Raw genomic sequence first — 12,125 nt, forward strand, 5'->3', positions numbered from 1 at the left:
AAAAAAAAAAAAAAAACAGCAATAAGGTTTGTTCCAATTAAGCTCAAGATTAATAACGAAAATGCAAGTAATAACTTTTTTGTAATATTCATCGACTCTCCGACCCTCTTCACATCCACCAAAGGTACCCTGTTTTAAAGTCCTTTTATTTTTGCATCCTGCCAACAATATCGACAATAAAACCGCATACTTTAGTGATCGCAGTATCTTCTCAGCAAAGAAACAGTAAATGGTGTTTAACCTTAAGAAAACTTAATATTCAGGACGGATTAACTGACAAAATTTATGAAAAAAAGAGTCAGGAAAAGAGGAATAAATAATGGAATGAAGCGATTAACGGACTCCCGTCAGCATGAGCGGGAGTCCGCAGAAACAGCTTAGTTAGGGCATTTATAGACCTGCGCGTTCATTTCGCTGGCGGTCGGGACAAAACTGGATAAGAAACCCTGCGTCGGGCTGGAAACGTTATAAAGAACGTTGCCGCCCATCGCAGCCGCCTGGTTGCGCAGCGCATTCGCCGCAGCGCGCATTGAACCGCCCTCTTCGCCATGCTGGCCAGAGAGCCAGTTGCTCTGCGAGCCAGTGGCGGTGCCGAGATACTGGCACTGCGCGCCCGGTTTATCTTCCACAAAGCGTACGCCTTGTCCTGCGGCGCTTAATTCACTACTGCTGCTGCTGCAACCCGCTAACAGCAGCACGCCGCCCATAATCCCAGCCAAACGTTTTACGTACATGTTATTCCCCATAATCAATGAGCTGGACGCATGCCGCCCGTGTGTAAACCTTATACTAAAAAGATGACTAAAAGAAAAACATACTCAGCATAAGCCGCACAAATCGCGGAAAATAGTGCCAGGAAAGCGTATAGCAACGATGAGGCTGGAGGGAGAACAACGCTCTGAAAGGCTAGCAGCGCTTCAACGCAGCCATGCTGGTTGAGGTTTACGTTTCACGCAGGGCGTTCCGCCTGTTTTTTCACCGCCAACGCTCATCACCTCAAACAGTACCCAGTGCTAAATACAGCGTGTTAAGCGATTATATATCAACCGATAATTGGCAATGAAATAATATGCCGGGTAACGATAAAAACAATATCAAGCACATCGCCTGAATCTGCAAACCGTAACATATTAAAAACCTGGCGCTCATAATAATCTGATTAACCCCTCCGCGCGGGAAAACCATCACCAAAACCATTGACAACATATATTAGATAGACAGTATGGTAACACCGCAAAAATTCATTGAACGGGATCATCAATGGGACACTCATTAAAAAACAGATCGTAACCACTATAATAGTTCGTGGTAACAACAACTCTTAATTAACTCATTAATGCAGGATAACTAAAACCATAATAAGCATCGCCATGCAAGGTACGACTATGATATTTATCATTAATCACAAAATCCATTTCAGGCCTGCCGATGGCACCATCTGGAATAACGAAGTTGAAAGCGAAAAAAGCCATTTAACGCTGACTCGCGCCAGCAGTAGATTGTTGACTTTCTTAATTGAGAATCAAGGAAAAATCTTAACGCGCAATGATATTTTGAAAGCGGTTTGGGGTAAATATGGTCAGCATTCGTCAAACAATACACTAAATCAATATATTTCGCTGTTACGTAGAATGTTATCTAATTTTGGATTAGGCGTTCAAGTTATTAAAACCATTCCTAAGACAGGATTTTTACTAAGCACGGATATACATATTGTTGCCAATAAAGAATTCGCCAATAGTGGAGTAAGGGCAGATGCACCGCTAATATGCAGAAACTGTAAAAAGTTAGGGTTATTGTTGCTACTGGTAGTGCTTTTCATGCTATTGGCTGGCGTCTGGCAGAGCCGCACAGGCATCTGCAATTTTCCCCCAGGCCTTCAGCCTCGCGCAAGCTGGCACCAGAACGTGCAGGTGCCTTCAGAGTTAGCGTTGCCGGTATAGTTTCATGCATATTCATGGGCAAAGCAGAAAGCAAAAAAAGAGCGGGCAATGCCCGCTCTTTTTCGTTGAACCCGCGACAGGTCACCCTGTTCGCGCGTCCGGCAGCGATTACATCATGCCGCCCATACCGCCCATGCCGCCCATACCGCCAGCAGCACCTAAATCAGGCGCATCGCTTTTCGGCAGGTCGGTTACCATGCACTCGGTAGTGATCATCAGGCCAGCAACGGACGCCGCATACTGCAGAGCAGAACGGGTCACTTTGGTCGGATCCAGGATACCCATGTCGATCATGTTGCCGTACTCTTCGGTCGCAGCGTTGTAACCGTAGTTGCCGTCGCCAGCTTTAACGGTGTTCGCTACTACAGACGGCTCTTCACCGCAGTTCAGCACGATCTGACGCAGCGGTGCTTCCATTGCGCGCAGCGCAACTTTGATACCGACGTTCTGGTCTTCGTTCTGACCTTTCAGGTCAGCAATTTTGCTTGCTACACGGATCAGCGCAACGCCACCGCCAGCAACCACGCCTTCTTCAACGGCAGCACGGGTCGCGTGCAGCGCATCTTCAACACGTGCTTTTTTCTCTTTCATTTCAACTTCAGTTGCTGCGCCAACTTTGATAACGGCAACGCCGCCAGCCAGTTTAGCTACGCGCTCCTGCAGTTTTTCACGGTCGTAATCGGAAGTCGCTTCTTCGATCTGCTGACGAATCTGGGTTACGCGACCCTGGATTGCAGCTTCTTCACCCACGCCATCGATGATGGTGGTGGTGTCTTTGTTGATCACAACGCGTTTAGCCTGACCCAGATCTTCCAGGGTGGCTTTTTCCAGTTCCATACCGATTTCTTCAGAAATCACGGTACCACCGGTCAGGGTTGCAATGTCCTGCAGCATAGCTTTACGACGATCGCCGAAGCCCGGTGCTTTAACAGCAGCGACTTTCACGATGCCGCGCATGGTGTTAACCACCAGCGTTGCCAGCGCTTCGCCTTCAACGTCTTCAGCGATGATAACCAGCGGTTTGCCTGCTTTTGCAACGGCTTCCAGAACCGGCAGCATTTCGCGGATGTTGGAGACTTTTTTATCAGCCAGCAGGATGAACGGGCTTTCCAGTTCTACTGCGCCAGTTTCCGGCTTGTTGATGAAGTAAGGAGACAGGTAACCACGGTCGAACTGCATACCTTCAACCACGTCCAGTTCGTCCTGCAGGCCGGTACCGTCTTCAACGGTGATCACGCCTTCTTTACCCACTTTATCCATCGCTTCCGCAATCAGTTTACCCACGGTTTCGTCGGAGTTTGCGGAGATAGTACCTACCTGAGCGATAGCTTTAGAGTCAGAGCACGGTACGGACAGTGCTTTCAACTCTTCAACCGCAGCAGCGACAGCTTTGTCGATACCACGTTTCAGGTCCATCGGGTTCATGCCCGCAGCAACGGCTTTCAGACCTTCAGTGATGATTGCCTGCGCCAGAACGGTTGCAGTAGTGGTACCGTCGCCCGCAGCGTCGTTCGCTTTGGAGGCCACTTCTTTCACCATCTGCGCGCCCATGTTTTCGAACTTGTCTTCCAGTTCGATTTCACGTGCTACGGAAACACCATCTTTGGTGATGGTCGGTGCACCGAAAGATTTATCCAGAACCACATTACGGCCTTTTGGACCGAGGGTAACTTTCACTGCATCTGCCAGAACGTTTACGCCGCGCAGCATTTTTACACGGGCGTCGTTACCGAATTTTACGTCTTTAGCTGCCATTTTCTCTTTCCTTAAATTCGTTCAGGTTCGCGCGCGTTGTTACGCTTCAACAATTGCCAGGATGTCACTTTCGGACATGATCAGCACTTCTTCGTTATCGATTTTTTCAGCTTTCACACCGTAACCATCGTTGAAAATCACGATATCGCCCACTTTCACATCCAGTGGTTGAACGGTACCGTTTTCCAGGATGCGGCCCTTACCGACAGCGATGATTTCGCCACGAGTTGATTTACCTGCTGCAGAACCGGTCAGAACGATGCCGCCAGCAGATTTGGATTCAACTTCTTTACGTTTGACGATCACACGATCATGTAACGGACGAATACTCATTGATAGCTCTCCTTTGAGAAAGTCTTTATCAGTTATGGATGGCGCCGGGCCGCAAACGGTTCTCCGGCTGGTGACCAGAGAGATGGGGTTAGCTGTTTCTCCCTTCAAGGGGGAACAACAAAAAAAATTTATGAAATCTGGCTCACCCGCCAAACCAGGCTGCCTCAACTATTGCTGGCAGGTGCTGGCGCAGCCATAAGTAAAACCGATTGTGATAACATCAGCGCAACAGACAACCGACAGACAAAGACAATGAGTGGATTAAAACAAGAGCTGGGGCTGGCGCAGGGCATTGGATTGTTATCAACGTCTTTACTCGGCACTGGCGTATTTGCCGTACCCGCGCTGGCGGCGCTGGCCGCAGGCGACAGCAGCCTGTGGGCATGGCCGGTACTTATTTTACTGGTGTTCCCGGTGGCGATTGTGTTTGCGGTGCTTGGCCGTCATTTCCCAAGCGCTGGCGGCGTCGCCCATTTTGTCGGTCTGGCGTTCGGCCCGCGGCTTGAGCGGGTCACCGGCTGGCTGTTTCTCTCGGTGATCCCGGTCGGTCTGCCGGCAGCCCTGCATATTGCCGCAGGTTTCTGGCAAGGCATGTTTGGCTGGCAAGGGCCGCTATTACTCATGGCTGAGCTTGGCACGCTGGTGCTGATTTGGTTTATCGGTACGCGCGGCGCAGGTTCCAGCGCCAATTTACAGTCGCTTATCGCCGGGCTGATTGTGGCGTTAATCGTCGCTATCTGGTGGCGTGGCGGCATCACTTTCCGCGATATTCCTTTCCCTCCGCTGCCGCAGGTGTCGGTTTCCGCGATGTCGGCATCGCTGGCGGTGATGTTCTGGTGTTTTGTCGGCCTGGAGGCTTTCGCCCATCTGGCTTCGGAATTCAAAAACCCGGAGCGGGATTTCCCGCGTGCGCTGATGATTGGCCTGCTGCTGGCGGGTTCGGTCTACTGGGCCTGTACCGTGGTGGTGCTGCATTTTGATGTCTGGCGCACGCTCGGCGCAGCAGCATCGCTTCCGGCAATCGTCGTTGAACTGTTCGGTAAGCAGGCGCTGTGGATAGCCTGCATTATTGGCTATCTGGCCTGCTTCGCCAGCCTGAACATTTATATCCAGAGCTTCGCCCGGCTGGTGTGGTCGCAGGCGGCATATAAGCCCGAGAGCGCGCTGGCAAAGCTCTCTAAACGCCAGTTGCCGGTGAATGCGCTCAACGCTGTGCTGTTCTGCTGCATGGTGTGCACCCTCGTCATCTACGCTTTCAGCATTAATCTGGATACGCTGATTATCTACGCCAACGGCATTTTCATCATGATCTACCTGCTGTGCATGCTGGCAGGTTGCCGCTTACTGAAAGGGCGCTATAAAGCGCTGGCGATTGTCGGCAGCGCGCTGTGCCTGTTACTGCTGGTAATCCCTGGCTGGAAGAGTTTGTACGCGGTGATCATGCTGGCCGCGCTGTGGTTACTTCTGCCGAAGCGCCGCAGCACAACGATCCATTCCGTACAGCCATAAAAAAAGCCCGGCGGTGCCGGGCATCAACATTAGCGGTCGTCTTTATTATCCAGCCGATTACGCTGCTCGTCTTTGCGCTGATACTCGCCTTCAAATGTCTGGCCCGCATCGCCTCCTGCCGAAAAACCGCCGCCCGGCATCCGCGAAAAGCGCAGATGCGGCATCAGCTTCAGCGTCAGGTGTTTTTGCACCGGCGGCAACAGCAGCAGCAGGCCGAGGAAGTCGGTAAAGAACCCCGGCAGCAGCAGCAACAGACCAGAAATGATCAGCGATACGCTTTTGATCATCTCCGCCGCCGGGCTTTCACACGCCGCCATTTTTTGCTGCATCAGCATGAAATTCTTAAAGCCCTGGTTACGCACCAGCGACATACCAATCACTGAGGTAAAGAGCACCAGAATGAGCGTCATCAGGACGCCAAAAACATGGGCAACCTGAATAAAGATCGATATCTCAATGTAGACGTATAAGAAAAAAGCAATAAACGGTATCCAGCGCACTGGCTTCTCCTGTGAAAAAAACAGACGCCCTGTGGCGTCTGTCAGTAAGGGTTTGCGAATCGCATAGTCCTGAGATGGCGGCAGATCGAAAAAATTCAATTTCCGCCGCGATGTAAAGTTTTGTCTGTTACGAAGCGGTGACACATTTCACATATTATTAATAATGATGCATTCACGAGGATAATAAGTGATCGAGATTACGGCATTTGATCATATCCAGCATATAATCTCGGGTATCCGACCGATTAAGGGCATAATCGTCGGTCGAAAAAGACACACATCCACATAAATACTGTGTGTTTGGTGTATTCATTCGTAGCTTGCAAAAGAAGGTTCACATGTTAAACAACATTCGTATCGAAGAAGATTTGTTGGGTACCAGGGAAGTGCCAGCGGATGCCTATTATGGCGTGCATACTCTGAGAGCGATTGAAAACTTTTATATCAGCAACAGCAAAATCAGTGACATCCCTGAATTTGTCCGTGGCATGGTAATGGTAAAAAAAGCGGCTGCCCTGGCGAACAAAGAGCTGCAAACCATTCCTAAAAATATCGCGAACGCTATCGTTGCCGCATGTGATGAGGTCCTGAACAATGGCAAATGCATGGATCAATTCCCGGTAGACGTTTATCAGGGCGGCGCGGGTACTTCCGTCAACATGAACACCAACGAAGTGCTGGCCAACATTGGGCTTGAACTGATGGGCCACCAGAAAGGCGACTACCAGTTCCTCAACCCGAACGATCATGTCAACAAATGCCAGTCCACGAACGATGCCTACCCTACCGGGTTCCGCATCGCGGTGTATGCCTCCATCGTTAAGCTGATTGATGCCATCAAACAACTCGGTGAAGGTTTTGAAAACAAAGCCGTGGAGTTCAAGGATATCCTGAAAATGGGCCGCACCCAGTTGCAGGACGCGGTGCCGATGACCCTCGGTCAGGAATTCCACGCCTTCAATGTGCTGCTGAATGAAGAGACCAAAAACCTGCTGCGCACCGCTGAGCTGCTGCTGGAAGTGAACCTCGGCGCTACCGCCATCGGTACTCGCCTCAACACGCCGGACGGCTATCAGCAACTGGCGGTGCAGAAACTGGCGGAAGTGAGTAACCTGCCGGTCGTGCCGGCGGAAGATCTGATTGAAGCCACCTCCGACTGCGGCGCGTATGTGATGGTACACAGCTCGCTGAAGCGTCTGGCGGTGAAACTCTCCAAAATTTGTAATGACCTGCGTCTGCTCTCCTCCGGGCCGCGCGCCGGGCTGAATGAAATCAACCTGCCGGAGCTGCAGGCGGGTTCATCGATCATGCCAGCCAAAGTCAACCCGGTGGTGCCGGAAGTGGTGAATCAGGTGTGCTTTAAAGTGATCGGCAACGATACCACTGTCACCATGGCTTCCGAAGCGGGCCAGTTACAGTTGAACGTGATGGAGCCGGTGATTGGCCAGGCCATGTTTGAGTCGATCCATATTCTCACCAACGCCTGCTACAACCTGCTGGAAAAATGCGTCAACGGCATCACGGCCAACAAAGAAGTGTGTGAAGGTTATGTCTATAACTCCATCGGCATCGTGACCTACCTCAACCCGTTTATCGGCCATCACAACGGCGATATCGTTGGCAAGATTTGCGCCGAAACGGGCAAAAGCGTACGGGAAGTGGTTTTGGAGCGCGGTCTGCTGACTGAGGCAGAACTGGATGATATCTTTTCCGCGCAAAACTTGATGCATCCGGCCTATAAAGCAAAGCGTTATACCGATGAAAGTGAACAATAAATTCAGTACGTAAATACATAAAAGGCACGTCACTCGCGACGTGCCTTTTTTCTTATGGATAGTAACTAAAATATAACGATTTAATATCACTTAGTTAAACAAGGAAGCCACTATGTTTACAGCAGAGCTTGTCCTCGTCTTATTAGCCATCTACCTGGGCGCCCGGCTTGGCGGTATCGGCATTGGGTTTGCGGGTGGCCTTGGCGTTCTTGTCCTGACCCTGTTCTTTCAAATCCCGCCTGGCGCCATTCCCTTTGACGTCATCGAAATCATCATGGCCGTTATTGCCGCTATCGCCGCGATGCAGGTGGCGGGCGGCATGGATTATCTGGTGAGCCTGGCTGAACGCATGCTGCGTAGCCACCCGAAATACATCACCTTTCTTGCGCCGCTGGTCACCTGGTTTATGACGATCCTTGCCGGAACCGGGCACACCGCATTCTCGACGCTGCCGGTGATTACCGAAGTGGCGAAAGAGCAAGGTATTCGCCCGTCGCGTCCGCTGTCGATTGCCGTAGTCGCCTCACAAATCGCCATTACTGCCTCGCCTATTTCTGCCGCCGTGGTCTTTTTTGCCGGTATCCTTGAACCGCTGGGTGTCAGTTACCTGACGCTGCTGGCGATCTGTATTCCTGTCACGCTGATTGCCGTGATGATCACCGCCGTGGTGTGTAACTTCCTCGGCTGCGAGCTGAAAGACGATCCGGTGTACCAGGAACGTCTGGCGAAAGGTGAAGTGAAGCTGCGCGGCAGCCAGGTATTTGAACTGAAACCCCACGCTAAACGCTCGGTGCTGCTGTTCCTGATTGGCATTGTGGCGGTGATGCTGTACGCCACTGCAATCAGCCCAACCGTAGGGCTGATTGCTCATCCGGTACTGCCGCGTAACGAAGCAATTGTGGTGTTTATGCTGACCATCGCCACGCTGATTTGCCTGACCTGCAAAATCGACACCGGCGAAGTGCTGAACGCCAGTACGTTTAAATCGGGCATGAGCGCCTGTATCTGCGTACTGGGCGTCGCCTGGCTGGGTGATACGTTTGTGAAACACCATATTGAAGATATTCAGGTGGTGGCCGGTGACTTATTGCATAACTATCCATGGCTGCTGGCCGTGGTACTGTTTTTCGCCGCGACACTGCTCTACTCGCAGGCGGCAACTACCAAAGCGCTAATGCCTGCCGCGCTGCTGCTGGGCGTTTCGCCGCTGACCGCCGTTGCATCGTTTGCGGCGGTTTCCGCGCTGTTTGTGCTGCCCACTTACCCCACGCTGCTGGCGGCGGTTGAGATGGACGATACCGGTTCAACGCGCATCGGCAGGTTCGTGTTTAACCACCCGTTCCTCATCCCGGGCGTGATCGCCATTGCCCTGTGCGTCATTCTGGGCTTCATCTTTGGCGGTATTCTGTTGTAAAAGTCCTTAAAATCGGGCCGCGCGGCGGCCCGATCCTTTTCCTTCGCGTGGTATAGTCGATACTTTCGCTGCTACGAGGTTGACGATGAACACGCCTGATGCCGTTGTTGTACTCTGCACTGCCCCGGATGAAGCCACTGCCCAGGATCTGGCCGCCAAGGTGTTGGCCGATAAGCTTGCCGCCTGTGTCACTATTCTGCCGGGAGCAACGTCGCTCTATTACTGGGAAGGTAAACTGGAGCAGGAGTACGAAGTTCAGCTACTGCTGAAAACTGACGTCGCGCATCTGGAAGATCTTTTCGCCTGCATTAAATCGCACCATCCGTACCAGACCCCGGAACTACTGGCTTTGCCCGTTACCCACGGAGATTACGATTACCTCTCATGGCTCAACGCATCCTTACGCTGATCCTGCTGCTGTGCAGCACATCCGCCTTTGCCGGATTATTCGACGCGCCTGGTCGCTCCAGTTTTGTCCCTGCCGATCAAGCGTTTGTTTTTGATTTTCAGCAACATCAGCACGACCTTACGCTCAACTGGCAGGTGAAAGAGGGTTACTACCTTTACCGCCAGCAAATTCGCGTCACCCCGAATCAGGCCCATATTGGCACGCTGGCGTTGCCTGACGGGGAGATGCATGAAGATGAGTTCTACGGCAAAACCGAGATCTACCGCCAGCAACTCACGCTACCGCTTGAAGTGACGCAGGCGACAAAAGGCGCGACGCTGACGGTAACTTATCAGGGCTGCGCCGACGCCGGGTTCTGCTATCCGCCGGAAACCAAAGTCGTGCCGTTGATGGAGGTTGCCGCCACGCAATCCACTGCGCCAGCGCCCGCCGAAAAGCCGGTTACCGCAAACGACACGCCTGCAGCCTCACTGCCTTTTTCCGCGCTCTGGGCGCTGCTTATCGGTATTGGCATCGCGTTTACCCCTTGTGTACTGCCAATGTATCCGCTGATTTCCGGCATTGTTTTGGGCGGCAAACAGCGCCTGTCTACCACACGCGCGTTGCTGCTGGCGTTTATCTATGTACAGGGAATGGCGCTGACGTACACCGCGCTGGGGCTGGTTGTCGCCGCTGCCGGGTTATCGTTTCAGGCGGCATTACAACATCCTTACGTGCTGATTGGGCTCTCCGTGCTCTTTAGCCTGTTGGCGCTGTCGATGTTCGGCCTGTTTACCCTGCAACTGCCATCCGCACTGCAAACCCGTTTAACGCTGTGGAGTAACCGCCAGCAGGGCGGATCGCCTGGCGGCGTGTTCGCCATGGGCGCAATCGCCGGGCTGATTTGTTCGCCCTGCACCACCGCGCCGCTGAGCGCCATTCTGCTCTATATCTCCCAGAGCGGTAATCTGTGGCTCGGCGGCGGCACACTTTATCTTTATGCGTTGGGCATGGGTTTACCCCTGATCCTGGTAACGGTGTTCGGCAACCGGCTGCTGCCGAAAAGCGGGCCGTGGATGGAGCAGGTCAAAATCGCCTTTGGTTTTGTTATCCTCGCCCTGCCCGTCCTCCTGCTGGAGCGCGTGCTGGGCGATACATGGGGATTGCGGCTCTGGTCGCTGCTGGGTCTGGCGTTTTTTGCCTGGGCGTTCATTTCCAGCCTCAACGTGACGCGCCCGGTAATACGTGTCGTGCAAATTGCCCTGCTCGGCGCTGCGCTGGTGTGTGCTCGTCCATTGCAGGACTGGGCGTTTGGCGCGCCCGCCGTACAGACGCACTTGCCGCTGGCGTTTACCCCGATCCAGACCGTTGATGATCTGAACAAGGCGCTGGCGCAGGCAAAAGGTCGGCCGGTAATGCTGGATCTTTATGCGGATTGGTGCGTAGCCTGTAAAGAGTTCGAGAAGTACACCTTCAGTGACCCGCAAGTGCAGGCGGCGCTGAGAGAGAGCGTGTTATTGCAGGCCAACGTGACGGCGAACAACGCGCAGGATGCCGCGCTGCTGCGCCAGTTGAATGTGCTTGGTCTGCCGACGATCCTCTTTTTCGACGCGCAAGGCGCAGAGCAGCCCGCCGACCGGGTGACCGGTTTTATGGATGCGGCAACCTTTGCCGCGCATTTGCGCAATCGCACCCCATAAACAACACTGTTTGGGGAGCTCGCTTCAGATAACGGAGGAGAACACCGTGCAACGCGAAGACGTTTTGAGCCAGACTTTGCAATTACTTGAGCTAAAAGGGATTGCCGAAACCACTCTTGAGATGGTTGCCGATCGCATCGGCTATCCCCTCAATGAGCTGCGCCGTTTCTGGCCGGATAAAGAAGCCCTGCTCTATGATGCGCTGCGTTATCTGAGCCAGCAGATTGATGCCTGGCGCAGACAGCTGTTGCTGGATGAGACGCTGACTCATGAGCAGAAGCTGCTGGCTCGCTACGGCGCGTTGACTGAATGCGTCAGCAACAACCGCTATCCCGGCTGTTTGTTTATCGCCGCATGTACTTTCTTTCCCGACCCCGGGCACCCAATTCATCAACTGGCAGATCAGCAAAAGCGCGATGCTTACGACTTTACGCACCAGGTGCTGACGCAGCTGGAAGTTGACGATCCGGCGATGGTGGCGAAGCAGATGGAACTGGTGCTGGAAGGGTGTCTGAGCCGGATGCTGGTTAAGCGCAGCCAGGCCGATGTCGATACGGCGCAGCGGCTGGCAGAAGATATTCTGCGTTTCGCCTGCTGCCGCCAGGGCGGCGCGTTAACCTGATTTCGCTGCGCAATCGCGCTGATTGCCGCAAACTTGAGCAACTGGATAGCATTTTTAGAAATAAGGTTGACGCCTTAAGACGATTAGGGTTTAATGCGCCCCGTTGCCCGGATAGCTCAGTCGGTAGAGCAGGGGATTGAAAATCCCCGTGTCCTTGGTTCGATTCCGAGTCCGGGCACCACTATT

The 12,125-nt window shown here is 52.9% G+C and carries 11 protein-coding genes and 1 tRNA gene; 8 read left to right on the forward strand and 4 right to left on the reverse strand.

Going from position 1 to position 12,125, the window contains the following annotated elements; genetic code table 11:
• Nucleotides 1-377 precede the first annotated feature (377 nt).
• Nucleotides 378-734 carry a DUF4156 domain-containing protein gene (locus DK872_RS18610; RefSeq protein WP_007372711.1) on the reverse strand — a complete coding sequence of 119 codons (357 nt, stop codon included), beginning with the start codon at nucleotides 732-734 and terminating at the stop codon, nucleotides 378-380.
• A gap of 651 nt (nucleotides 735-1,385) precedes the next feature.
• Between DK872_RS18610 and DK872_RS18615 the strand changes: the two genes are divergently transcribed.
• Nucleotides 1,386-1,943 carry a winged helix-turn-helix domain-containing protein gene (locus DK872_RS18615; RefSeq protein ID WP_007372710.1) on the forward strand — a complete coding sequence of 186 codons (558 nt, stop codon included), beginning with the start codon at nucleotides 1,386-1,388 and terminating at the stop codon, nucleotides 1,941-1,943.
• 108 nt (nucleotides 1,944-2,051) lie between these two features.
• On the opposite strand, the gene groL is transcribed toward DK872_RS18615, so the two are convergent.
• Complete coding sequence (groL, locus tag DK872_RS18620; protein WP_007372709.1) at nucleotides 2,052-3,698, reverse strand: chaperonin GroEL; 1,647 nt, start codon at nucleotides 3,696-3,698, stop codon at nucleotides 2,052-2,054.
• Nucleotides 3,699-3,737: 39 nt separating this feature from the next.
• Entirely contained in the window at nucleotides 3,738-4,031 is a 294-nt protein-coding gene (locus DK872_RS18625) for a co-chaperone GroES (protein ID WP_007372708.1), read from the reverse strand.
• A 252-nt stretch (nucleotides 4,032-4,283) separates the two neighbouring features.
• On the opposite strand from DK872_RS18625, the gene yjeH reads away from it, so the two are divergent.
• Nucleotides 4,284-5,540: an L-methionine/branched-chain amino acid transporter gene (gene yjeH, locus DK872_RS18630; protein ID WP_090398351.1), complete on the forward strand. Its 1,257-nt coding sequence runs from the start codon at nucleotides 4,284-4,286 to the stop codon at nucleotides 5,538-5,540.
• Nucleotides 5,541-5,569: 29 nt separating this feature from the next.
• On the opposite strand, the gene DK872_RS18635 is transcribed toward yjeH, so the two are convergent.
• Nucleotides 5,570-6,040: an FxsA family protein gene (locus DK872_RS18635; protein WP_161518690.1), complete on the reverse strand. Its 471-nt coding sequence runs from the start codon at nucleotides 6,038-6,040 to the stop codon at nucleotides 5,570-5,572.
• A gap of 338 nt (nucleotides 6,041-6,378) precedes the next feature.
• Here DK872_RS18635 and aspA point away from each other — a divergent pair, with 338 nt between their 5' ends.
• The 6 genes from aspA to DK872_RS18665 all read left to right on the forward strand — a co-directional run bounded on the left by aspA (nucleotide 6,379) and on the right by DK872_RS18665 (nucleotide 12,120).
• Nucleotides 6,379-7,815, forward strand: coding sequence for an aspartate ammonia-lyase (aspA, locus tag DK872_RS18640; protein ID WP_007372704.1), 1,437 nt, complete (start codon nucleotides 6,379-6,381; stop codon nucleotides 7,813-7,815).
• Between the two features lie 112 nt (nucleotides 7,816-7,927).
• A complete protein-coding gene (locus tag DK872_RS18645) occupies nucleotides 7,928-9,229 on the forward strand; it encodes an anaerobic C4-dicarboxylate transporter (protein ID WP_007372703.1) in 1,302 nt (433 codons plus the stop codon).
• A gap of 85 nt (nucleotides 9,230-9,314) precedes the next feature.
• Nucleotides 9,315-9,638 carry a divalent cation tolerance protein CutA gene (gene cutA, locus DK872_RS18650; protein ID WP_007372702.1) on the forward strand — a complete coding sequence of 108 codons (324 nt, stop codon included), beginning with the start codon at nucleotides 9,315-9,317 and terminating at the stop codon, nucleotides 9,636-9,638.
• Nucleotides 9,614-11,317, forward strand: a complete 1,704-nt coding sequence (locus tag DK872_RS18655) for a protein-disulfide reductase DsbD (protein WP_161518691.1) — start codon at nucleotides 9,614-9,616, stop codon at nucleotides 11,315-11,317. The genes cutA and DK872_RS18655 overlap by 25 nt, the downstream gene beginning before the upstream one ends.
• A gap of 46 nt (nucleotides 11,318-11,363) precedes the next feature.
• Complete coding sequence (locus DK872_RS18660) at nucleotides 11,364-11,939, forward strand: transcriptional regulator (RefSeq protein WP_007372700.1); 576 nt, start codon at nucleotides 11,364-11,366, stop codon at nucleotides 11,937-11,939.
• Between the two features lie 105 nt (nucleotides 11,940-12,044).
• A tRNA-Phe gene (locus DK872_RS18665) sits at nucleotides 12,045-12,120 on the forward strand.
• Nucleotides 12,121-12,125 lie beyond the last annotated feature (5 nt).

The organism is Kosakonia sp. MH5 (assembly GCF_009935945.1).
Lineage (GTDB): Bacteria > Pseudomonadota > Gammaproteobacteria > Enterobacterales > Enterobacteriaceae > Kosakonia > Kosakonia radicincitans.